This is a genomic window from Krasilnikovia cinnamomea, from assembly GCF_004217545.1.
Classification (GTDB): Bacteria; Actinomycetota; Actinomycetes; order Mycobacteriales; family Micromonosporaceae; genus Actinoplanes; species Actinoplanes cinnamomeus.
Genome location: NZ_SHKY01000001.1, coordinates 4629444 through 4650472, shown reverse-complemented (window position 1 = coordinate 4650472; position 21029 = coordinate 4629444). Strand labels below are relative to the sequence as shown.

General features: G+C 72.5%; 23 protein-coding genes and 3 tRNA genes. 16 read left to right on the top strand and 10 right to left on the bottom strand.

Annotated elements, in window-relative coordinates:
- Positions 1 to 8: 8 nt before the first annotated feature.
- Positions 9 to 1550 (bottom strand): family 20 glycosylhydrolase, encoded by a 1542-nt coding sequence (locus EV385_RS21225; RefSeq protein WP_130511040.1) that lies wholly within the window; start codon positions 1548 to 1550, stop codon positions 9 to 11.
- Between the two features lie 114 nt (positions 1551 to 1664).
- On the opposite strand from EV385_RS21225, the gene EV385_RS21220 reads away from it, so the two are divergent.
- From EV385_RS21220 to EV385_RS21195, 6 genes are all read left to right on the top strand, one after another.
- Complete coding sequence (locus tag EV385_RS21220) at positions 1665 to 2195, top strand: GNAT family N-acetyltransferase (RefSeq protein ID WP_130511039.1); 531 nt, start codon at positions 1665 to 1667, stop codon at positions 2193 to 2195.
- A gap of 47 nt (positions 2196 to 2242) precedes the next feature.
- Positions 2243 to 2473 (top strand): DUF2277 domain-containing protein, encoded by a 231-nt coding sequence (locus EV385_RS21215; RefSeq protein WP_130511038.1) that lies wholly within the window; start codon positions 2243 to 2245, stop codon positions 2471 to 2473.
- A gap of 84 nt (positions 2474 to 2557) precedes the next feature.
- The gene (locus EV385_RS21210; RefSeq protein ID WP_242624989.1) at positions 2558 to 2833 is read left to right on the top strand and encodes a hypothetical protein; all 276 of its coding nucleotides are present in this window, start codon (positions 2558 to 2560) and stop codon (positions 2831 to 2833) included.
- Positions 2834 to 3098: 265 nt separating this feature from the next.
- Positions 3099 to 4253: a magnesium and cobalt transport protein CorA gene (locus EV385_RS21205; protein WP_130511037.1), complete on the top strand. Its 1155-nt coding sequence runs from the start codon at positions 3099 to 3101 to the stop codon at positions 4251 to 4253.
- 290 nt (positions 4254 to 4543) lie between these two features.
- Complete coding sequence (locus EV385_RS21200; protein WP_130511036.1) at positions 4544 to 7138, top strand: lipopolysaccharide biosynthesis protein; 2595 nt, start codon at positions 4544 to 4546, stop codon at positions 7136 to 7138.
- 113 nt (positions 7139 to 7251) lie between these two features.
- Positions 7252 to 7602: a DUF2750 domain-containing protein gene (locus EV385_RS21195; protein WP_130511035.1), complete on the top strand. Its 351-nt coding sequence runs from the start codon at positions 7252 to 7254 to the stop codon at positions 7600 to 7602.
- Here the strand turns inward: EV385_RS21195 and EV385_RS21190 are convergent.
- The 5 genes from EV385_RS21190 to EV385_RS21170 all read right to left on the bottom strand — a co-directional run bounded on the left by EV385_RS21190 (position 7595) and on the right by EV385_RS21170 (position 12136).
- On the bottom strand, positions 7595 to 9196 hold the full coding sequence (locus EV385_RS21190) for a tetratricopeptide repeat-containing diguanylate cyclase (protein ID WP_130511034.1): 1602 nt from the start codon (positions 9194 to 9196) through the stop codon (positions 7595 to 7597). The genes EV385_RS21195 and EV385_RS21190 overlap by 8 nt on opposite strands.
- Before the next feature lie 72 nt (positions 9197 to 9268).
- The gene (locus EV385_RS21185; RefSeq protein ID WP_207229890.1) at positions 9269 to 9664 is read right to left on the bottom strand and encodes a YccF domain-containing protein; all 396 of its coding nucleotides are present in this window, start codon (positions 9662 to 9664) and stop codon (positions 9269 to 9271) included.
- A gap of 53 nt (positions 9665 to 9717) precedes the next feature.
- On the bottom strand, positions 9718 to 10740 hold the full coding sequence (locus tag EV385_RS21180; RefSeq protein ID WP_130511033.1) for a 5-oxoprolinase subunit C family protein: 1023 nt from the start codon (positions 10738 to 10740) through the stop codon (positions 9718 to 9720).
- Positions 10737 to 11372, bottom strand: a complete 636-nt coding sequence (gene pxpB, locus EV385_RS21175) for a 5-oxoprolinase subunit PxpB (protein WP_130511032.1) — start codon at positions 11370 to 11372, stop codon at positions 10737 to 10739. Before pxpB ends, EV385_RS21180 begins: the two co-directional genes overlap by 4 nt.
- Positions 11369 to 12136 (bottom strand): LamB/YcsF family protein, encoded by a 768-nt coding sequence (locus EV385_RS21170; protein WP_207230125.1) that lies wholly within the window; start codon positions 12134 to 12136, stop codon positions 11369 to 11371. The genes pxpB and EV385_RS21170 overlap by 4 nt, the downstream gene beginning before the upstream one ends.
- A gap of 263 nt (positions 12137 to 12399) precedes the next feature.
- Between EV385_RS21170 and EV385_RS21165 the strand changes: the two genes are divergently transcribed.
- The 6 genes from EV385_RS21165 (at position 12400) to EV385_RS21140 (ending at position 15593) form a co-directional block, all read left to right on the top strand.
- Positions 12400 to 12915 (top strand): hypothetical protein, encoded by a 516-nt coding sequence (locus EV385_RS21165; RefSeq protein ID WP_130511030.1) that lies wholly within the window; start codon positions 12400 to 12402, stop codon positions 12913 to 12915.
- A 52-nt stretch (positions 12916 to 12967) separates the two neighbouring features.
- Entirely contained in the window at positions 12968 to 14467 is a 1500-nt protein-coding gene (locus EV385_RS21160) for a phenylacetate--CoA ligase family protein (protein ID WP_130511029.1), read from the top strand.
- Positions 14468 to 14802: 335 nt separating this feature from the next.
- Positions 14803 to 14876: transfer RNA gene (locus EV385_RS21155), tRNA-Trp, on the top strand.
- Between the two features lie 38 nt (positions 14877 to 14914).
- Positions 14915 to 14985, top strand: a tRNA-Gly gene (locus EV385_RS21150).
- 44 nt (positions 14986 to 15029) lie between these two features.
- Positions 15030 to 15473: an HNH endonuclease gene (locus tag EV385_RS21145; protein ID WP_130511028.1), complete on the top strand. Its 444-nt coding sequence runs from the start codon at positions 15030 to 15032 to the stop codon at positions 15471 to 15473.
- Between the two features lie 46 nt (positions 15474 to 15519).
- A tRNA-Leu gene (locus tag EV385_RS21140) sits at positions 15520 to 15593 on the top strand.
- A 107-nt stretch (positions 15594 to 15700) separates the two neighbouring features.
- On the opposite strand, the gene EV385_RS21135 is transcribed toward EV385_RS21140, so the two are convergent.
- From EV385_RS21135 to EV385_RS21125, 3 genes are all read right to left on the bottom strand, one after another.
- Positions 15701 to 16897, bottom strand: a complete 1197-nt coding sequence (locus EV385_RS21135) for a cytochrome P450 family protein (protein ID WP_130511027.1) — start codon at positions 16895 to 16897, stop codon at positions 15701 to 15703.
- A gap of 107 nt (positions 16898 to 17004) precedes the next feature.
- Positions 17005 to 17583 carry a YdeI/OmpD-associated family protein gene (locus EV385_RS21130; RefSeq protein WP_130511026.1) on the bottom strand — a complete coding sequence of 193 codons (579 nt, stop codon included), beginning with the start codon at positions 17581 to 17583 and terminating at the stop codon, positions 17005 to 17007.
- A gap of 101 nt (positions 17584 to 17684) precedes the next feature.
- Positions 17685 to 18059, bottom strand: a complete 375-nt coding sequence (locus EV385_RS21125; RefSeq protein WP_130511025.1) for a response regulator — start codon at positions 18057 to 18059, stop codon at positions 17685 to 17687.
- 188 nt (positions 18060 to 18247) lie between these two features.
- On the opposite strand from EV385_RS21125, the gene EV385_RS35745 reads away from it, so the two are divergent.
- From EV385_RS35745 to EV385_RS21105, 4 genes are all read left to right on the top strand, one after another.
- Entirely contained in the window at positions 18248 to 18412 is a 165-nt protein-coding gene (locus EV385_RS35745) for a dihydroxyacetone kinase subunit DhaK (RefSeq protein ID WP_278045000.1), read from the top strand.
- A 64-nt stretch (positions 18413 to 18476) separates the two neighbouring features.
- Entirely contained in the window at positions 18477 to 18797 is a 321-nt protein-coding gene (locus tag EV385_RS21115; RefSeq protein WP_165449547.1) for an HPr family phosphocarrier protein, read from the top strand.
- Positions 18794 to 19006 carry a dodecin gene (locus tag EV385_RS21110; RefSeq protein WP_130511023.1) on the top strand — a complete coding sequence of 71 codons (213 nt, stop codon included), beginning with the start codon at positions 18794 to 18796 and terminating at the stop codon, positions 19004 to 19006. The genes EV385_RS21115 and EV385_RS21110 overlap by 4 nt, the downstream gene beginning before the upstream one ends.
- A 132-nt stretch (positions 19007 to 19138) precedes the next feature.
- Positions 19139 to 19705, top strand: a complete 567-nt coding sequence (locus tag EV385_RS21105) for an acyltransferase (RefSeq protein ID WP_130511022.1) — start codon at positions 19139 to 19141, stop codon at positions 19703 to 19705.
- A gap of 19 nt (positions 19706 to 19724) precedes the next feature.
- Here the strand turns inward: EV385_RS21105 and EV385_RS21100 are convergent, their stop codons facing one another.
- Positions 19725 to 21008, bottom strand: coding sequence for a nucleotide sugar dehydrogenase (locus tag EV385_RS21100; protein ID WP_130511021.1), 1284 nt, complete (start codon positions 21006 to 21008; stop codon positions 19725 to 19727).
- Positions 21009 to 21029: the final 21 nt, after the last annotated feature.

Genomic DNA, 21029 nt, shown 5'->3' with positions numbered 1-21029 from the left:
CCGCGCCGTCACGCCCAGGGGATCTCGGGTGAACGGTGGTAGGTGACGCCCTGCGCCGTCCAGCGTGGCCCGAACGCGGCCAGGCGGCGACGGAACGACTCCCAGTCCCGGGCGGCCTGCGGCGACCAGGCCACCTCGGCGATCGCGGCCAGCCGGGGGAACGTCATCGTCTGTGCGTCGGTGAGGCTGCGCAGCGTCTCCGACCACAGCGGAGCCTCGACCCCGAGCACGGCCCGCTCGCCGACGCCGGGCAGCCGGGTCGCCGGATCCCAGTCGTATGCCCTGGTCACGTCGAGGGTCCCGGCCCAGTCGAGGCCGAGCGGGCTGTCCGCTTCGTACTTCATGTCGAGGTAGGTGCGGTCTGCCGGGGACATGATGACCTGGCAGCCCCCGGCCACGGCACGGGCCACCCCGGCGTCGTCCGCCGCGGTACGCCAGAACTGCGGCACCACGGTGTCGGGCAGCTCCACCGCGGCCACCTCGTGCCAGCCGATCGCGCGCTTGCCGTACTTGGCGACCAGGGGCAGCACCCGGTGCAGGAAGGTGCGGTAGGCCTCGGCGCCGGTGGCGTCGGCCTCGTCGCCGCCGATGTGCAGGTACAGCCCGGGAGTCAGCGCCGCGACCTCGCGGATGACGTCCTCGACGAACGCGTACGTCTGCTCCCGGTCGACGCACAGTGAGCTGTAGCCCACGGCCCGGTCGTGGCGCGGCGCCACCGCGGCGCCGTCGCGGGTCAGCTCCGGGTACGCCACCTGGGCGGCGTTGACGTGCCCGGGCATGTCGATCTCCGGCACGACGGTGACGAACCGGTCCGCCGCGTACGCGACCAGCTCGGCGTACCCGGCGGCGGTGAGGAAACCGGGGCCGGCGCCGTCGACGCCCGTGCCGGGGCCGCCGCCGACCTCGGTCAGCCGGGGCCAGCCCGCGATCTCCAGCCGCCACCCCTGGTCGTCGGTCAGGTGCAGATGCAGATGATTGATCTTGAATTGGGCGATCGCGTCGATGAACGAGCGCACCTCGTCGGGGGTGAAGAAGTGCCGGGCCAGGTCCAGCATCGCGCCGCGGTAGGCGTACCGGGGCCGGTCCTCGATCCGGCCGCCCGGCAGCACGGCGTCGCCCGCACCGGCGACCGGCAGGAACTGGCGCAGGGTCTGCACCGCCGCGAACAGGCCCGCCGGCGTCTGCGCCGCCACGGTCACCGCGTCGGCGCGCACGTCGAGCCGGTACCCCTCGTCGCCGTGACCGTCCTCGAAACCCAGCCGGATCTCGCCCTCGGAGCGCCTCGGGTCCGGGCGCCGGGCCGCCTCACCCGGCAGCGGCCTCGAAAACCCGGCCGCTTCACCCGGCACCGGCGCCGGAGACCCGGCCGCTTCACCCAGCACCGGCGCCGGATATCCGGTGGCCGCCCGCAGCGCCTCGGCCAGATGGTCCGCGACCGCCGCCGCGCCGGGTGCGGCGCGGACCGCCGTACCCGGGCCGACCGTGAAGGCCGCCGCCGGGACCGGCCGCACCCGCGCCGGCACCGGGATCACGTCGCCGAGTCCCCGCACTTCGACCCTCCGCTCCGGACCGCCACCCCCGTCCGCCCGACTCTAAGGCCTGTTTCCAGTTCATGCGTACGCCGGGACCATGGCGTGCCCGCGGCGGCGGCTATGGTGGGCGCCATGCCGATCACCACGCGCCGCGCGGTCGCGGGCGACGAGGCCGAGTTGCACGACGTCGCCGCCCGCACGTTCGGCCTGGCCTGCCCGCCCGGCACCCCCCAGTCCGACGTCGAGGCGTTCGTCGCGCGGAACCTGTCCACGGAGCGCTTCGCCGAATATCTCGCGGACGGTGACCGGATCCTGCTGGTGGCCGAGGACGACGGCAAGCCGGTCGGCTACGCGATGCTGGTGTCCGGCCCGATCGCCGACGCGGACGTGCGCGCGGTCGTCACGGCGCGGCCCAGCATCGAGCTGAGCAAGTTCTACGTCCTGGAGGGCAGCCACGGCAGCGGCGCCGCCGCCGCGCTGATGGCCGCCACGCTGGAGGCGGCGGCGGGCTCCGGCGCGTTGACCTGCTGGCTGGGGGTGAACCAGCGCAACGTACGGGCCGCCCGGTTCTACGCCAAGCACGGCTTCGACGTGATCGGGAACAAGCGCTTCCTGGTCGGCGAACAGTGGCACGACGACCACGTGCGGGCGCGCCCGCTGTAGGCGGTGACCGGTTTTGCGGCGCGCGGGCACGGGGCGACGATGGGCTCATGTGCCGAAGCATCAAGACCCTGCGCGAGCCGTACACCAGTGATGTCACCGACGCCGAGATCCGCGCCGCCGCGCTGCAGTACGTACGCAAGATCTCGGGTTTCCGGGCCCCGGCCGCGCACAACGCGCAGGCGTTCGACGCCGCTGTGACCGCCGTCACCGCGGCGACCAAGGACCTGCTGGAACACCTCGTGGTGCGCTCCGGCCCGGCGCGGGCCGCGCACGACTGACCGCCAGCTGACAAAACTCGGTGTACGTATCGCGGCGTCCGGGGCTCTTCTGGGTGTATGACCCGCTGGAGGGAGGACCCCGAGATGAGCACCATGACGGCCCCGCAGAGCACCGGCACCGTGACTGCCCCGCTGACCGCCGCCCGCGCGGAGGCGCTGTACATGAGCACCCTGCCGACCGGTGTCGCGCCGAGTCGCTCGGAGGTCACCTCGGCCATCCGGACGGCACTGCGCAGCCACGGCGGCGTCAAGGGCTGCGCCGCCGACGTCGCCGGCGAGTACGGCGAGTACCCCACCACCGCCGCCCGGCGGATGACCTGGGCACTCGGCGTCGTCGACGCGGTCTACGGCGTCCACTGACCGGCCCGCGCCGGCCGTTGCGGATTCCGCCGGCCGGCGCGGCGCCACGCCGGCCTCCGCCGGACGGGGGGTGTCTGGGTGACGGCACCGAAACTGTCGGAGGCTAGCGGTAGGTTTCTTGCTGCGGATCGGCGCCACGGGGGCGCCGATCCGTCCATGTGCGCTCCTCCCTTCAGCCCACCCGGCCGTTGGCCTGCGTGGGCTCGCGTGCGTCCGGCCGCTAACGTCGACGTCCGGCGCAGGCGAGGCGACGGAGGTGCACGGAATGCTGGGTTGGCGGCGACGGCAGCGCGAGCCCGCCCCGGAACGGCGGATCGCGGGCCCGTTCGGCCGCCTTCTCCAGGGGCGCCGGATCTTCGCGGGGCCCGGGCTTCTGGCGGGGCTCACCCGCCCCGAGCCCCGCATCCCGGCGCCGCGCCGCGCCAACCCCGCCGCCGTCGTCGACTGCGCGGTCTACGTCGACGGCGTGCGCCGGCCCGGCCGCCCGCACTACGCCGACGCCCGCCGCCAGGCCCGCCGGCACCGTGGCGGCTTCGTCTGGCTCGGCCTGCACGAGCCGGACGAGACCACGATGACCTCCATCGCCGCGGCGTTCGGCCTGCACGAGCTGAGCGTCGGGCAGGCGGTCGCCGCCGGGCACCGGCCCGCCGCCGAGGTGATCGGCGACGTGACGCGGCTGGTCCTGCGCACCGCCGCGTACGTGGACCACGACGAGCTGACCGCCACCTCGGAGGTGGTGGACACCGGTGACGTGACGGTGTTCATCGGCGACCACTTCGCCATCACGGTGCGGCACGGGGCCGCCGGGGCGCTCACCTCCGTCCGCGAGGAGCTGGAACGCCGGACCGCGCTGCTGGCGCAGGGGCCGTGGGCCGTCGGGTACGCGGTCTGCACCCGGATGGTCGACCTCTACCTCGACGTGGCGGGCCACGTGGAGAAGGACCTGGAACGGCTGGAGGAGCGCGCGTTCGCGGCCGACGGCAAACCCGACATCGCGCACATCTACCAGCTCAAACGGGAGATGGTGGAGTTCAAGCGGGCGGTGCTGCCGTTGCAGGAGCCGCTGCACCGGCTACTCGGCGGCGAGGCGCTGCCGGGGCCGCTGCGCCCGTACTTCGCGGACGTGCGGGGGCGCCTGGCCCGGGCCGTGGACCGGGTGGCGGGCTTCGACGACCTGCTCAACTCGATCCTGCAGGCGCGGCTCGCGCAGGTCTCGGTCGACCAGAACAACGACATGCGCAAGATCGCCTCGTGGGCGGCGATCGCGGCGGTGCAGACCGCCATCGCGGGCATCTACGGCATGAACTTCGAATTCATGCCGGAGCTGCGCTGGCGGTACGGCTACTACGGGGTGTTGGCGGTGATGGTGATCGCCGCGGTCACCCTGCACCGCCGCCTCAAGCGGGTGGGCTGGCTGTGACGCTGCGTCATCGTGGGAGGCGAACGTCACGTCGCTGTCAGATCACCGGAATTGGCGTTACGCAACATGATCACCGGGACGGCTGAGGTCACAGATATCACAAAACTCGGCCGAACGGACACCCCCACATCGACCGGAACCGCATCCCTCGACTCCGGACGGAAGCTCAACGCGACCCGCTTCCCCCTAGCCGTTGAATACGCGGTGTAACTACCGTTTCCGACAGATCACCTACTGGGGGCGGTAGTGGAGAACATGGTATGGCCGCAGCAGGCGGCCGGAGCGCTCGCGTGACCGCGACCGAGGCGATGCCGCCGAGCGTGCAGACCGGTCCGCCGGTCCAGCGGCCCGGCATCGTGGGCAAACTGAAGGGCCATCTCGATCTCCTGCTGAACGCCGGCTCGCTGATGGCCACCACGGTCATCACCTCAGTGCTCGGCTTCGCGTACTGGTGGGTCGCGGCGCGCAGCGCGTCGCAGGAGGCGGTGGGTGAGGCGTCCGCCGCGGTCTCCGCGATGACGCTGATCGGCACCATCGGCATGTTCGGCATGGGCACCATGCTCATCTCCGACCTGCCCCGGATGGAGAAGCGCCGCTGGGACCTCATCTCCACCTGCCTGCTGGTGGCGGGCACCGCGGCGACCCTCGGCGGGCTCGCGTACGTGGCGCTGGCGCACCTGGCCCTGCCCGAGATCAAGGACGCGATGGGCGGGACGGCCGCGACCGCGCTACTGGTCTTCGGCATCGCGCTCAACGCGATGACCCTGGTGCTGGACGAGGCGCTCGTCGGCCTGTTGCAGGGGCCGATGCAGCTGACCCGCAACGCCTGGTTCGCGGTGAGCAAGCTGGCCCTGCTCGGCCTGCTGGTGGCGCTGCCGATCCAGCTGACCGGCAGCATGCTGACGCTCACCTGGATCGCGGGCATCCTGCTGTCGGTGGCGGTGCTGGCCCGGGTGCTGCGCCGCCGCGGCATGGTCGACTCGCTGCGCCCCTCCCCCGCGCTGCTGCGCGGTCGCGGCAAGGCCACCTTCGACCACAACCTGCTGAACCTCGCGACGTACCTGCCCCGGGCGGCGCTGCCGCTGGTGGTCACCGCGGTGCTGTCCGCCGAGGCGAACGCGTCGTTCTACACCGCTTTCATGGTGCTGTCGTTCCTCGCGATGGTGCCGGGCAACGTGGCGCTGACCCTGTTCGCGGTGGCCAGCGGCGACAAGGCGGCGCTGCGCTCCAAGGTGCGCATGGGCCTGCTGATCTGCCTGGGCGGTGGCCTGCCGGTCGCGATCGTGGTGGCGTTGCTGGCCGAGCCGATCATGTCGGTGTTCGGTGCCAACTACGCGCGCAACGCCAGCAGCGCGCTGGCGATCCTCACCCTGACGTACGTGCCGTTCGTCTTCCACCACTTCTTCCTGGCGATCTCCCGCGTGCAGGACCGGGTGCGCGGCGCCGGCATCTTCTCCGTGTTCGCCGGTGTCGCCGAACTGGTCGCCGCCTGGTACGGCGGCAGCCGCGGAAGTCTGACCTCGCTCGTCACCTGGGTGGCGATCGTGATGGCGATCGAGGCCGTCCTCGTCGCACCGACCGTGCTGCGTGTCGTGCTGCCCTCGCGGCGCGACGCGGCGGCCGAGAACCCGGAGGGAACCATGTCCACCACCAGCCTGACCCTGCGCGAGCGTTCCTGGGTGGCGCTGGAGTACATCCGTACGGTCGGCCCGCTGACCGGCGTCACCGCGCAGGGCCTGCGCGACGCGCTGATCGGGCTGCACGCGGCGGACCCGACGCACCGGGCGGTGTCGCGGCTGGACCGCTCCGGCGGCCGCTGGATCCACCTGGACGCGGCCACGTTCGCGGCGTACGTGCAGGAGGCGGTGACCGACCTCGGTGACGGCCCGGTGGACTTCGACGAGATGACCCGGACCCTGCAGTCCGAGCAGCGCGCCCACCACCCGGTGCGGATCCTGGTCGGCGGCGGCTACATGGCGCTGAAGGTGGCCCACGCGTACGGCGACGCCGGTCCGGTGAACACGCTGGTGCACGAGCTGGTCCTGGCGGCCAGCGAGGGCCGCGCCGCGTCGATCCCGCCGATGCTGCGGCACCGCAGCGCGCTGCCGAAGGCGTGGTGGAAGACGTACGGCCTGAAGGTCGGCAAGATCCGGGAGAGCCTGCGGATCGCCCGCCCGCCGCAGGCCGGTGACGACGCGGCGATGGTCCCGTGGACCGCGCAGCTGACGGTGGAGACGGCCCGCTCGGCCGAGGTGCTGGGCAGGATGCGGGTGTGGCGCGACGAGCACGCCCCGGGCGTGACCACGTCGGCGATCACGTTCGCGGCGTTCACGGCGGCGCTGCAGCAGCTCGGCCTGAACCCGGACACCTCCGCCGCCACCTTCCTGGCCGACGCCCGGCGCTACCTGGAGAAGGGCGTCAGCATCGACAGCAACTTCTGCTGGGGCCCGGTGCTGTCGCCGGAGAGTCTCACCGACCCGCGGGCGATCCACACCGCGCTGAAGGCTGAGCTGGCCAGCGGCAAGATGCTGACCATCATGCTGCTGCGTGAGTCGAAGATCATGCTGACCGGGGCGCCGGGTCTGCCGGACCCGTACCCGACCGAGGCGCCGGCGCAGCCGCGGCCACGGCTGACGTTCAGCAACCAGGGTCGCCACGACATGCTGTCGGACCTGCCGTGGGCGGTCGAGCCCGCCGGGCGGGTCAACCAGAGCGTGCCGACCCTGAACGGCGCGGAGGGGATCACCCTCACCACGTCGGAGATGAACGGCGTGCTGCACCTGGAGGCGACGTTCCACGCCTCGACGTTCGACCCGGCGGTCGTGGCCCGGGCGCTGGAACTGGTCTGCACGGACCCGGCGGCGCTCATCATGGCCTCCCGCTAGGTACACCGGCTCGCGCGGCCGGCCGCCCCCGCCGGCCGCGCGTCTTTCTCCCCTATCGGGCGGTTCGTCCCGGTTGTTCGGCGGACCGTTGGCGTACCGCCGACCATGGGGGCATGTCGCTCAGCAGAGCTCACACCTCGGCGTTCCAGCGCGAGGTACCCCGCGAGGGGCGGGTCTGGACCGTCCGCGACGACCGGGGCTACCCGGCACCGCAGGACGCCGACGGCCAGCGCGCCATGCCGTTCTGGTCCAAGCCGACCCGGGCCCAGCGCATCGTCACCCAAGTCCCCGCGTACGCCGACCTGCGGATCGCGGAGATCGCGCTGCGCGAGTGGCTCGACGACTGGCTGCCCGCCCTCGACCGCGACGGGATGCTGGTCGGGGTGAACTGGTCCGGCCCGCAGGCCACCGGCTTCGACCTGCCACCCACCGAGGTCGCCGAATGGTTCGCCGCGCCTAGGTGACCTCGCGGTCGCGGTAGATCCGCGGGCGGCGCTCCGGCGGAGTCCCCGAGACCACGCGGTTGCGGCCCTGCTCCTTGGCGGCGTAGAGGTTGCGGTCGGCGGCCGCGAGCGCGGCGGACTGGCTGGCGGGGAAACTCTCCCGGGCCCCCGCGACCCCGATGCTGACCGTGACGCACCAGCCGCCGGGCAGGTCCGGCCACGCATGGTCGCTGACGGCCTGACGGATGCCGTCGAGCTTGGTGACCGCGACGGCGACCGGGGTGGCGGGCAGCACCAACAGGAACTCCTCCCCGCCGAGGCGGGCGACGAACCCGTCCGGGACGGCGGCGGCCAGACCGCTCTCCAGCAGCGTCGCCAGCCGCGCCAGCACCTGGTCGCCGGTGTCGTGCGACAGCGTGTCGTTGATCCGCTTGAAGTGGTCGATGTCGACCAGCGCCACGCTCAGCGCGGGGTCCGCCGCGATCAGGGCGGACAGCTCCTCGTCGACGTAGCGGCGGTTGCGCAGGCCGGTCAGGGGGTCACGGCGGGCCTGCTCGCGGAAGCGCTCGGCGTCCTCCCGGGCCTCGGCGGTCTCGAAGATCGCATGCCGGGTCTGCACCTGGGCATCCCGCTCCTGCGAGCGCAGCCGCTCCTGGGCGGCGACGAACTCCTTCTGCGCGGCGAACGCCGCCGCGAAGTCACCGCGCGCCGCGTGCAGCTCGGCCTGCTCCTCGTACGCCTCCACGAGCAGCCCGTAGAGCCCGCCCTCCTCGCACAGCGCACGACAGGAGTGCAGGGTGTCCTGGGCGCGGCCCAGGGCGCCGAGGCCGCGCTGGGCCCGGGCCAGGGTGAGCTGGAAGTACGCCAGGTCGTCGGCGTCGTCGACCCACCCCGCCTCGTACCGGGCGATGCTGGCCAGCATCGTCCGTTCGGCCTCGCCGAACTCGCCGAGCGCGACCTGGATGTCGGCGAGCGTGTGCAGGGAGGAGGGGTCGAGCTGGACCCCGTGCTCCTCGGCGAGCCGCACCATCCGACCGGCGATGTCGCGGGCGCGCTCGAATTCGCCGGCGGCGTGCTCGCTGAACGCCCAGTTGTTGAGCAGGACCATCAGCCGCCGCCACTGACCCGCCTCCCGGGCCAGCTCCTCGGCCTGGCGGTACCGTAGCCGCGCCGCGTCCATCGAGCCGGTGAGCGCCAGCGCGTCGGCCAGCTTCGTCCGGTGGTTGATCTGGGTGTACGAGGTGGCGGTCTCGTCGAGCAGCTCCACCGCGCTCAGCGCGTGCTCCAGGGACTTGGCCGCGTCACCGACCATCCGCTCGATGATCGAGCTGGTGAGGTGGGTGCGGGCCTGCACCATACGGTCGTCGTTCCGGGCCGCCCATTCGCGGATCTCCTGGAGCTTGCGCGCGGTTCCGGCGAGGTTGCCGATCCGTACGCCGAGGGTGGTCCGGCACAGCCGGGCGCGCATGAGCAGACCCTCGTCGCCCAGCGCCACGGCCTGCTGTTCGAGGCGGGTCGCGGTCGCGTAGCCGGCCTCGGCGTCGTCGACGACCTGCTCCTCCAGCTCCAGCAGGGCGGCTGACAGCTCCTCGGCACCGACCGCACCACCGTCCATCGCCACACCTCCCCGCCCGTCGCCGGCCACCAGCACCCTCACCGTCTCCGATCGGCCCCGAACGCCGCCGGATTACCCGATCGGGGCTGCCTGGTCGAGATCGACGATCTGCCGGCCGAGCGGCCAGAACGCGGCCGGGACGAGCTTGAAGTTGGCGATGCCGAACGGGATCCCGATGATCGTCACGCAGAGCGCGGCACCGGCGACGATGTGGCTCAGCGCGAGCCACCATCCGGCGATCACCACCCACAGCACGTTGGCGATTCCCGAGGCTACTCCCGCGCTGGGACGGGTGACGACGGTGCGGCCGAACGGCCACAGCGCGTACCCCGCCAGGCGCAGTGCCGCGACGCCGAACGGGATGGTGACGATCAGCGCGAAGCAGATCAGCGCGGCGATGCCGTAGCCGATGGCCAGCAACAGCCCGCTTCCGAAGATCAACCACAGTACGTTGAGGATCAGTCGCACCGGTTCAGCATGACCGGTGCGCGCCACCGCGCGGTCCGCATACGCCGGAGGCGTCACTTCGGTACCTCACAGCGCCCCCCGTGCCGGCGGGTGCCGTCGACGCCGGCGGGGCGGAAAACCACCCGGCGACCGGGGCGCAGTTGCGCCGCCCGGTCGGCCGACGCCGGGGTGAGCACCGCGATGACCGGATAGCCGCCGGTCAGCGGGTGGTCCGCCTGGAACACGATCGGCATGCCGTCCGGCGGTACCTGCACGGACCCCCGGACCACCCCCTCGCTGGGCAGCTCCCGGGTGTCGCGGCGGGCCAGCGCCGGGCCGGACAGCCGCAGTCCGACCGCGTCACTCGCCGGGTTCACCGTGTACCCGGCGTCGAGGAACGTCGCGACCGCCTCGGCGGTGAACCAGTCGTCACGCGGCCCGAGATCGACCCGCAGCACCACCGGCTCCCCGCCGTCATCTCCGGCTCCGCGCACCGCCTCACCGGACGAAGCCGCACCGGGAAGAGCCTGGCCCCGCGCGGCCTCCCCGGGAGAGTCCGCACCGGGTGACGACCTTTCCGGGGCGGCACCTCCGGCCCGCGCCGGTCCGGCGGCGGCGATGTCGTCGGCCGCCGCACCAGCCGGGGCGTCGCCCACCGGCAGGACGTCACCGGCCGCGAGCCGGGGCGGGCCGAGCCCGGCCAGCAGGTCGGTCGACCGGGAACCCAGCACCGGCGCGACCGCGAACCCGCCCCGGACGGCCAGGTAGCTGCGCAAGCCCCGGCGCGGCGCGGTGACACCCACCTCGGCGCCCGCCGCCACCCGCACGGCGGACTCGGCGCCGGCCGGCTGGCCGTCCACAGTGAGCGCCGCGTCCGTGCCGGTCAGCGCCACGACCGCCGGCCCGTCGAAGCGGACCCGCAACCCGCCCAGCACGATCTCCAGCGCCGCCGCCCCCGGCTCGTTGCCGACCAGCCGGTTCGCGCGGGCGAACGCGCGGCGGTCGGCCGCACCCGACGGGGCCACCCCCAGCGCCGCCCGCCCGGGCCGCCCCAGATCCTTGAGTACGGTGAGCGGCCCGGGCCGCAGCACGCTCATCCGCACGGGTCCACCGCCCGGAACCGCACCCGCACGCCCGGCACCAGCAGGGCGGGACGGGGCCGGTCGAGGTCCCACACCCGCACCTCGGTACGCCCGACGAGCTGCCACCCACCCGGGCTGTCGGCCGGATACACGCCGGAGAACCGGCCCGCCAGGCCCACCGATCCGGCCGGGATGCGGGTACGCGGCGTGGCCCGGCGCGGCACCGCCAGCCGTGGATCGCCACCGCTCAGGTACGCGAAGCCCGGCGCGAACCCGGCGAACGCCACGGTCCATTCCGTCCCGGTGTGCGCGGCCACCACCGCGTCCTCGGACAGGCCGGTGTGCGCGGCCACCTCCGCGAGATCGGGGCCGTCGTACCGCACGGGGATCTCCACGATGCCCAGGTCCGCGGCGTCGTGCCGGTCGGCGGGCAGCCCCGCGACGGCCGCGCGTACGGCGCCGGGCGAGGTGACGTCCGGGTCCAGCCGGACCAGCACGGTCCGTGCGGCGGGCACCAGGTCGACGACTCCGGGCAGCTCCGCGGTGCGCAGGGCCGCGTACAGGGCGAGCGCCGCGTCGAGCCCGTCGACCTCGATCAGCACCGCCTCCCGCCCGCAGCGCAGAAACCGGGGGGAGGTCGCGGTCATGCCCGTACGGTATCGGGGTTGAACGGCGCGAGCCGCACGCCCGCCGCGCCCAGCGCCGCCGCCACGGCCCGGGCCATCGCCACGGCCCCCGGCGAGTCGCCGTGCACGCAGAGGGAGTCCGCGCGCACCGGCAGGACCGTACCGTCCACCGCGGTCAGTTCGCCCGCCGTGACCAGCCGGACCATCCGCGCGGCCACCTCGGCCGGGTCGTGCAGCAGCGCGCCCGCCTCCCCTCGCGGCACCAGCGTGCCCTGTGGCGTGTACCCGCGATCCGCGAACGCCTCGGCGCGGGTGGGCAGCCCCGCCGCCATGGCCCGGCGCAGGAACGCCGATCCGGGCAGGCCCAGCACCGGCAGCGCGGGGTCGTACCGGTGCACCGCCTCGACCACGGCCGCGGCCTGCTCCTCGTGGTGCACGATCGCGTTGTAGAGGGCGCCGTGCGGCTTGACGTAGCGGACCCGGCCGCCCGCCGCGCGGGCCAGGCCGTCCAGCGCGCCGATCTGGTACAGCACGTCGGCGACCAGGTCGGCGGGCTCGTAGTCGATGAACCGGCGGCCGAATCCGGCCAGGTCGCGGTAGCCGACCTGCGCTCCGATCACCACGCCGCGGGCGACGGCCTGGGCGCACGTGGCCAGCAGCGTACGCGGATCGCCCGCGTGGAACCCGCATGCCACGTTGGCGCTGGTCACCACGTCGAGCATCGCCTCGTCGTCGCCGAGGCCCCAGGCGCCGAAGCCCTCACCGAGGTCGCTGTTGAGGTCGATGGTGGCGGCCGCGGCCATGCCTGGGTTCCCTTCTTTCCCACCCGGATGTGAGGTCCACCATTCACCTGGTGAACCGGCCTATGGGGTACTCAGCTTTCACTCAGGTATACCGCGCCGGTGCCGAAGTTCCGCGTCGGACCGCCCCGGGACACGCCCCCGGCGGGCTCAGTGGCGTTCGCCTCCACCTTCGTGGGGTGGCCGTCACGGCATAGCCGCGTACCGCCCGGGTAAATCCACTGCAGACGATTCCGGAAGGAGCTGCGGTGGAGCTGTTGACAGGCACGATGGCCCTGCTCGTGATCGTGACCGGTACGGCCATGCTCAGTGGCCATCCGGTCATCATGATCGTTCTGGCGGCGGTGCTGGGCGGACTGGTGCTGCTGCTGACGCGCGGCCGGGAGATCCGCGCCCGCCGCCGCGTGCGCCGCACCGTGCCACGGTCCGCGACGGCCGGCCGCCCGGCCGCGAACCGCACCGTGGTGGTGTCAGACGTCGTGGTCCAGGACGTGGTGCCCGAGGACGGGCTCAACCCGGTGCCCCTCGACGGCCGTACGGCGGCCGCCCTGATGTGCGGCACCGTGGGGTTGTTCCTGTTCAACCCCCTGTTCGGGCCGCTGGCCGTCGGACTGGGCGTGGCCGCGTTGCGGCGCGGCACACCGGGCCGGTGGGGCCGCCCGGCCGCCGTGGCCGCGGTGCTGCTCGGGCTGGCCGACCTGCTGGTGTGGGCGGTCCTGCTGCTGTCCCGGCTGGCCCTGCACGGGGTGTTGTGGCACACCTGAGCCCCGGCGCACCGGCAAGATGGGACCCGTGGTCCTGCCGTAGGAGGCGAGGATGCGAGACCCAGACCGCGCCGGCCGGGTGTCGGCGGGAATGCGGGAGTTCTATGACGCGCCGCCCGCCCCCGCCCCGCCGGGCTCACCGGCGGAGCGGGCGCTGGCGTTGTTCCACGACGTGGCGGCCACGGTCCCGGCGTACGCGGATCTCCTGCGCACCCACGGCATCGACCCGCGAACGGTGCGGGACCCGGCCGCCTTCGCCCGCCTGCCGCTGCTGACGAAGGACAACTACCACCGGCGGTACGCCCTGCCGCAGCTGTGCCGTGGCGGGCGACTGGACGCCTGCGACATGGTCGCGGTCTCGTCCGGCTCGTCGGGGACACCCACGGTGTGGCCGCGTTCGGTGCTCGACGAGCGGGCCGTCGCCGCGCGCTTCGAACAGGTCTTCCACGGCGGTTTCCGGGCCGACGAGCGGCGCACCCTGGCCGTGGTGTGCTTCGCGCTGGGCAGCTGGGTCGGCGGCATGTACACCACGGCCTGCTGCCGCCACCTCGCCGCCAAGGGGTACCCGATCACCGTGGTCACCCCGGGCAACGACATCGACGAGATCCTGCGGGTGCTGCCGGAGCTGGGCCCGTACGCGGATCAGGTGGTGTTGCTGGGTTATCCGCCGTTCCTCAAGAACGTCATCGACGTCGGCGCGGCGCGCGGCGTCGACTGGCGCCGGTACCGGATCAGGCTGGTGCTGGCGGGCGAGGTGTTCAGCGAGCAGTGGCGCGATCTGGTGGGCGGGCGCGCCGGGATGGGCGACCCCACCCGGGACTCGGCCTCGTTGTACGGCACCGCGGACGCGGGCGTGCTGGGCACCGAGACGCCGCTGAGCATCGCGGTGCGGCGGTTCCTGGCCCGCGATCCGGCGGCGGCGCGCGAGTTGTTCGGCTCCGACCGGCTGCCCACCCTCGTCCAGTACGACCCGGGCAGCCGCTACTTCGAGACCCATGCGGGCACGCTGTTGTTCAGCTGCGACGGCGCGGTGCCGTTGGTCCGCTACCACATCGCCGACGAGGGCGGGCTGATCGGCCACGACGAGCTGCTGGAGTTCTGCGCCCGGCACGGCTTCGACCCCGCCGAGGCCGCCGACCCGCGCGGCGCGCCGCGGCTGCCGTTCGTGTACGTCTTCGGGCGCTCGCTGTTCACGGTGTCGTTCTTCGGCGCGAACGTCTATCCCGAGAACGTCACGGTGGGCCTGGAGCGGCCGGGGGTGAGCGACCGGGTGACCGGCAAGTTCGTGCTCGACGTCGTCGAGGACGCCGACCACGACCGGCGGCTGCGCATCGTGGTCGAGCTGGCCCCCGGCGTGCCCGCCGAACCCGGACTGGCGAGCGCCCTCGCGGAGTCGATCCGCGCCGAGCTGCTGCGGCTCAACAGCGAGTTCGCCCACTATGTCCCGCACGGGTACCAGACCCCGCTACTCGAGCTGCGGCCCGCGGGCGACCCGGAGTTCTTCCCGCCCGGCGTCAAACACCGCTACACCCGTCCGCCCGGCGGGCATTGAATTCGTTTATTCGGTGGCGCGCGCCGGAGCCGTTGCGCAGACTGTGTTCCGACGCCGCGGGGCGAGAAATTCGCACCGCGATAGGCGTTGACGAATAGAGCGGGTTCCGTCATCATTGACCGGCACCGCGGAGCCTGAGGGGAGTTGAACCACCATGTCGTGTCGCTTGAATGACGCCATCGCCCTGGCCGGAGTGGCATGGGATCAGCTCACGATGAAGTGCCTCCGAAGTTGTCACCTGGAGCGCTGGAGCGGCTGACGCAGCACCGCCTGCGCCCGGCCGCCCGCCTCGCCCCTTGAGGTCCGGGCGGCTTTTTCGTGCCCAGAATCGCCCTACGGGTGTAGCTCAATGGTCCAGAGCACCGGTCTCCAAAACCGAAGGTTGCAGGTTCGAATCCTGCCGCCCGTGCAATTTCCTTTCCTTTCAACTCCACAGCGAATCGCCTCGCGGTTGTAGCACAACGGCAGTGCGCCGCCTTGCCATGGCGGAGACCGGGGTTCGACTCCCCGTAGCCGCTCTCGTCACCACCCCACGACGACATCACGAAGGGAGGTGGGCCCGGTGACCGCAGTCCTCGTTCTCAACGCCGACCTCGGTCCGCTGCACCGGGTCAGCCTCAAGCACGCCGTACGGATGCTGTGCCGCCAGGTGGCCGAGGTGCACGAGGCCGAGCCGGACCGGCTCATCGGCGTGTACCCGGTGCCCCGGGTCGTGCGGCTCATCGCGTACGTGGTGACCCGCTGGCGCTACGGCCGCGGCCCGGGCTGGTCCCGGCCGGGCGTGCTCGCCCGGGACAAGCGCCGGTGCGGCTACTGCGGCGGCGCCGCGTCCACCATCGACCACGTCCTGCCGCGCTCGCGTGGCGGGGCAAACACCTGGCAGAACACGGTCGCCGCGTGCGGACCGTGCAACCAGCGCAAGGGCGACCGCACCCCGGCCGAGGCCGGGATGCCGCTGCGAATCTCCCCCGGGATCCCCGGCTGGGCGCAGCTCGCCACGCGCTGAGGTCCGGGCCGGCGGGTATTCGCTACCCCCGCCGGCCCGGGCTCACACCCTCGTGGCCCAATCGGGAGAGGCACGGCGCCGAGATCGCCGACGGTGCGGGTTCGAATCCCGCCGAGGGTACGGTCGGCTGCCCGATGGTCAGGGACCTGTCTGCAAACGGGATACGCCGGTTCGATTCCTTGAAGAGTTCGGGTCCGTTGTGCACCCGAACTCTTCAAGGTCGCATCTCAGCCCGGGATGACCGGCAGGCCGTGCAGGCCCCGCATCAGCACCCCAGGGCGCCACGTCAGCTCCTGCTCGGGCACGGCCAGCCGCATGTCGGGGTAGCGGGCCTGCAGCTTGCCGAACGCGATCTGGGCCTCCAGCCGGGCCAGCGGCGCGCCGAGGCAGTAGTGGATGCCGTGTCCGAACGCCAGGTGCGGGTTCTGGGCCCGGTCCAGCCGCATGTCGTCGGGGTCGGGGAACCGGTCCTCGTCGCGGTTGGCCGACAGCAGCACGACGAGCACCGCGTCCCCGGCCGCGATGCGCTGCCCGCCGATCTCCAGATCCTCGGTGGCGATCCGGAAGGTCGAGGTCTCCACCGGGCTCTCGTACCGGAGGAACTCCTCGATCGCCGTCGGCAGCAGGGCCGGGTCGTCGCGCAGCCGCTCCCAGCGCTCCCGCCGGCCCAGCAGGATCAGGGCGCCGTTGCCGATGAGGTTGACCGTGGTCTCGTGTCCGGCGATGAGCAGGAGGAAGATCATCGAGGACAGCTCGTCCTCGGTCAGCCGGTCCTCCTGGTCGCGGACGTCGATCAGCCCGGAGATCAGGTCGTCGCCGCCGCGCTCCCGTCGTTCGGCCAGCAGGGCGCGCAGGTACGTCACCATCTCCTGGACGGCCACGGGCAGGCGATCACCCGCCAGGGCGCCGGTCACGATGATGTTCGACCAGGTGCGGAACTTGTCCCGGTCGGCGGCGGGCACCCCGATCAGCTCACAGATGACCTGGATCGGCAGCGGGAAGGCGAAGTCGTCGATGAGGTCGACCGCCTCCCGCCCGGCCATGTCGTCGAGCAGGCCGTCGGTGATCTCCTCGATCCGGGGCCGCAGCGCCTCGATCCGCCGGGCGGTGAAGACGGCGGACACCAGCCGGCGCAGTCGAGTGTGGACGGGCGGATCCGAGGAGAGCATGTGCCGGGCGATGGCCGATGAGATCGACGGGTTGGTGCTCGTCGCGTTGACCGCGTCGAACGGGATCACCTTGGACAGTCGCGGGTCGGCCAGCGCCTTCCGGCCGTCGTCGTACCGGGTGACCATCCAGGCGTCCATGTCGTTGGGTAGCCGCACCTGCCGTACCGGGCCGGTGCGGCGCCAGTGTGCGTACACGGGGTGGGGGTTGGCTTGGAAGGCCGGATCGGCGAAGTCCTCGGTGAGCTGCTGCGTCATCACACCCTCCGGATACATCGGCGAAGGTCTATGACTTTACCCCGTATAGGCAACAGCGCCCAGGCGAGAAATCCCCACGACAGGTCCGAACCGGCCTGACCCGGCCGTCACGGTCCGCTCGGCGGCTCCCCGGCCGCCAGCCGGGCCACGTGCGTGGCGATCCGGCGGGCCCGGGTCTCGGGCCGTACCGCCCGCTCGACCGCGAACAGGATCTGGTAGCGGTTGCTGCGGCTGAGCTTGTCGAACGCCGCCGCCGCGGCGGGCTCGGCGTCCAGTGCGGCCCGCAGGTCCGCCGGTACCGTGGCGGTGCTCGGCGGGGAGTACGCCCGGTCCCACCGGCCGTCCGCCTTGGCCGCCTCGATCTGGGCCAGCCCGGCCGGACGCATCCGGCCCTCGGCGATCAACTGCTCCACCCGGGCACAGTTGATTTTCGACCATGAACTGCGCTTGCGCCGGGGCGTGAACCGCTGCGCCCACCAGCCGTCCGGGACGTTGCCACTGAACGACTTCCCGTCGATCCAGCCGTAGCACAGGGCCACGTCCAGCGCCTCGGCCCGGCTGACCGAGGGCACCGGCGTGCCCTTCTTCGGCAGCGCCACCCACACCTCGGCGGCCGTGCTGTGGTGCTGCTCCATCCAGGCCGTGAAGTCGTCCGGCGAGGCGAAGGTCAGATTCTCATCCGTCATCAGATCCCCACAGTGGTTGCCGGGCGCGCGGTGCGCGTACTCGAAGCTACCTGTCGGGGATGTCGGCGGCGGACCCCCGCCGGTTGCGGCGGGGCGCGGCGTCAGGGGCTGACGAGCCCCAGGTAAGCCAGCTTCTGCTGAATGATCTCGGGCGTGAACGGCTTGAGGACGTACTCGTGGGCACCGGCCGCCAGCGCCCGCACCATCTGGCTGTGCTCGCTCTCGGTGGTCACCATCATCATGCACATGTCGCGCAGCGGCTGGATCTTGCGCACGTTACGGATCAGCTCGAGGCCGTCCATGACCGGCATGTTCCAGTCGATCAGCGCGACGTCGGGCACGGTGGGGATCTCGTTGAGCAGGTCCAGGGCTTCCTGCCCGTTGCCCGCCTCGTACACGGCAAATCCGAAACCGCTCACGATCCGGCGCAGGATGCGTCGCATCGTGCCCGAGTCGTCAACCACCAGGGCCAGCATGTGCCCGCCTTTCGCCGAGACCTGAGGCAACGAACTCCCATCGGCCCGGGCCGGGACCACATGAGCGGAACCGCCGCCGAGCGGCCGACTACTACCGCCCGTGTCGCGAGGCTCACTCAGCGGTCACGACAAAGCCGGGCAAACACCCCTCCCGCTCCCACGCCGCTCGCCCGCGCCGGGCGTAACTTGTGGGGTGGTCAGGTCCCCTGCGTCCCGTATCTCCCGGCGAGGAGCCCGTCCGGGGTAAGGTCGGCCTGATCTCCGTCGGCGGGTCCGGGCACGAACCGCTGCACGCCGGTTTCGTGGGCCCCGGCTTGCCACCTCGCGTCTGTGGCGGTGAGCGCGGATCTTGAGCAGGTCGGGTCAGCGCCGAACCCGAACTCTTCACCAACCCGGGCCCACCCGGCCGTTGGCGACGTGTCCGCGTCGACGCTGACCGTGATCAACCCGCACGGGCCGCACGCGCGACCGGCCGCCCGGCCGGTCGCCCTGGTCCGGACGTTCGACGCCGACGTGCGGGTCCGCAACTTGGACACGGGCTCGGAATGCGTGCCCGCGTCCAGCCCGTCCCCGGGGGCGACCCTCGGCGCTCGAGCGGGGCACCGGATCGAGGCCCGCGCCTCCGGCCCGCAGGCACGGCGGGCCATCGAGCGGAAACCACCCGGCGTCCGCCCGCATCCGGGCGGACGCGACCATAATGAGCGGGACATCGTTCTCGTGACGAGGGGGACCGAATGAGCTCCCACACCTACCGGGTGACCGAGATCGTCGGCAGTTCACCCGACGGTCTCGACCAGGCGATCCGCAACGGCGTCCAGCGGGCCTCGCAGACTCTGCACAACCTCGACTGGTTCGAGGTCACCGAGATCCGGGGCCACCTGGAGAACGGCGAGATCGGCCACGTCCAGGTGACCATGAAGGTCGGCTTCCGGCTCGACGACACCTGATCGGGCCGGTGACCGGACGCGCCGCCGTCCACGCGTACAGTGATAGTGTTTGGGGGAATTTACCCCCATTGTCCGGTGCGCGAGCCGTAGCGGAGGCCGGCGCCCGGCGATCCTTCCCCCGGGAGCAGCAGAATGACGGACACCGGTTCCGCGACCTTCGTGCATCCCAGTGCCGACGTCGAGGTCGGGGCACAGGTCGGCGCGGGCACCAAGGTGTGGCACCTGGCGCACGTGCGGGACAGCGCCAAGGTGGGCAGCGGCTGCGTGATCGGGCGCAACGTCTACATCGACGCGCAGGTGATCGTCGGCGATCTCGTGAAGATCCAGAACAACGTCTCGGTCTACCAGGGCGTGACCCTGGAGGACGAGGTCTTCGTCGGACCGTGCGCGGTGTTCACCAACGACCGGCGCCCACGGGCGCAGAATCCCGGCTGGACGATCACCCCCACCGTGGTGCGCCACGGCGCGTCCATCGGCGCCAACGCCACCCTGGTCTGCGGCATCGAGGTGGGCGCGTACGCCATGATCGCCGCGGGTTCCGTGGTCACCAAGGACGTGGCCCCCCACCAACTGGTCGCGGGCAACCCGGCGCGGCCGATCGGCTGGGTGGACGAGCGCGGCGAGGTCATCTCCCGGCAGCCCGAACCCCCGGCGTCGATCGCCGAACGGGTCCGGGCCGCCGAATCCGGCCACCGCTGACGGGCGGCGACCGGGGCGGTCAGCCGCCGATCACGACCCGGTGGACACCGGGCCACAGGGCGGGGTCGGTGACCCGGCGCCCGTCGACCAGGACCCGTACGCCCGGCAGGTGAGTCGCGCTCAGCGTGCGGTACTCGGGGTGGTCGGCCTGCACCATGGCCGCACTGACCCGCTGACCGTGATGGGCGGGCAACCCCAGCGCCTCGAGCTCGTCGACGGTGTACATCGGATCGCTGACGTAGGGCCGCGCGCCGCGCCCGCGCAGCGCCGCCACGGTGGCGAAGACCCCGGAGAACGCGGTCTCCTTCACGCCACCCCGGTAGGCGGCTCCCAGCACCAGCACGTCCAGGCCGTTGAGGTCACCGGCCGCGGCGGCCAGCAGGTCGACCGCGTACGCGGGCATCGCGGCGTTCGCCTCGCGGGCCGAGCGAACCACCGTGGCGGACGGGTCGTTCCACAGGTACAGCCGGGGGTAGACCGGGATGCAGTGCCCGCCCACCGCGATGCCGGGCGTGTGGATGTGGCTGTACGGCTGGGTGTTGCAGGCCTCGATCACCCGGGCGATGTCCACCCCGACGGTGCCGGCGAAGCGCGCGAACTGGTTCGCCAACCCGATGTTGACATCGCGGTACGTGGTCTCCGCCAGCTTCGCCAGCTCGGCCGCCTCGGGGCAGCCCAGATCCCAGACACCGTTGGGGCGGGCCAGGTCGGGCCGGTCGTCGAAATCGAGCACCGCCTCGTAGAACGCCACCCCACGACGGGCCGACGCCGGGTTCACGCCGCCCACGAGTTTCGGGTAGCGGCGCAGGTCGGCGAAGACCCGGCCGGTCAGCACCCGCTCGGGGCTGAACACCAGATCGAAGTCCTCCCCCGCGGTCAGCCCGGAACCCTCCCGCAGCATCGGCGCCCAGCGCCCGCGCGTCGTACCGACCGGCAGCGTCGTCTCGTAGCTGACCAGCGTGCCGGGACGCAGGCCCGCGGCGACGGCCCGGGTCGCCTCGTCCATCCACCCGAACTCTGGCCGCCCGTCGCCGTCCACGAACAGCGGCACCACCAGCACGACCACGTCTGCGTCGGCGACCGCGGCGGTGGTGTCGGTGGTGGCCCGCAGCAGGCCGGTCACCACCGCCTCCTTCAGCCGCACGTCCAGGTCGGCCTCGCCGGGAAACGGCACGACCCCGTCGTTGACCATCCGTACGGTCCGCTCGGACACGTCGGCGCCCACCACCTGGTGGCCCTTGCCGGCGAACTGCACGGCCAACGGCAGACCGATCTTGCCGAGGGCAACGACACAGATCTTCATGTACTCCATCTCTCCTTCGGG

What these genes read in the sequence shown, in the direction of transcription:
- EV385_RS21220 (WP_130511039.1), top strand. Translation starts at nt 1,665, where the DNA reads ATGCCGATCACCACGCGCCGCGCGGTCGCGGGCGACGAGGCCGAGTTG.
- EV385_RS21215 (WP_130511038.1), top strand. Translation starts at nt 2,243, where the DNA reads ATGTGCCGAAGCATCAAGACCCTGCGCGAGCCGTACACCAGTGATGTC.
- EV385_RS21210 (WP_242624989.1), top strand. Translation starts at nt 2,558, where the DNA reads ATGAGCACCATGACGGCCCCGCAGAGCACCGGCACCGTGACTGCCCCG.
- EV385_RS21205 (WP_130511037.1), top strand. Translation starts at nt 3,099, where the DNA reads ATGCTGGGTTGGCGGCGACGGCAGCGCGAGCCCGCCCCGGAACGGCGG.
- EV385_RS21195 (WP_130511035.1), top strand. Translation starts at nt 7,252, where the DNA reads ATGTCGCTCAGCAGAGCTCACACCTCGGCGTTCCAGCGCGAGGTACCC.
- EV385_RS21190 (WP_130511034.1), bottom strand. Translation starts at nt 9,196, where the DNA reads ATGGACGGTGGTGCGGTCGGTGCCGAGGAGCTGTCAGCCGCCCTGCTG.
- EV385_RS21180 (WP_130511033.1), bottom strand. Translation starts at nt 10,740, where the DNA reads ATGAGCGTGCTGCGGCCCGGGCCGCTCACCGTACTCAAGGATCTGGGG.
- pxpB (WP_130511032.1), bottom strand. Translation starts at nt 11,372, where the DNA reads ATGACCGCGACCTCCCCCCGGTTTCTGCGCTGCGGGCGGGAGGCGGTG.
- EV385_RS21160 (WP_130511029.1), top strand. Translation starts at nt 12,968, where the DNA reads ATGCGAGACCCAGACCGCGCCGGCCGGGTGTCGGCGGGAATGCGGGAG.
- EV385_RS21135 (WP_130511027.1), bottom strand. Translation starts at nt 16,897, where the DNA reads ATGACGCAGCAGCTCACCGAGGACTTCGCCGATCCGGCCTTCCAAGCC.
- EV385_RS21130 (WP_130511026.1), bottom strand. Translation starts at nt 17,583, where the DNA reads ATGACGGATGAGAATCTGACCTTCGCCTCGCCGGACGACTTCACGGCC.
- EV385_RS21125 (WP_130511025.1), bottom strand. Translation starts at nt 18,059, where the DNA reads ATGCTGGCCCTGGTGGTTGACGACTCGGGCACGATGCGACGCATCCTG.
- EV385_RS21110 (WP_130511023.1), top strand. Translation starts at nt 18,794, where the DNA reads ATGAGCTCCCACACCTACCGGGTGACCGAGATCGTCGGCAGTTCACCC.
- EV385_RS21105 (WP_130511022.1), top strand. Translation starts at nt 19,139, where the DNA reads ATGACGGACACCGGTTCCGCGACCTTCGTGCATCCCAGTGCCGACGTC.
- EV385_RS21100 (WP_130511021.1), bottom strand. Translation starts at nt 21,008, where the DNA reads ATGAAGATCTGTGTCGTTGCCCTCGGCAAGATCGGTCTGCCGTTGGCC.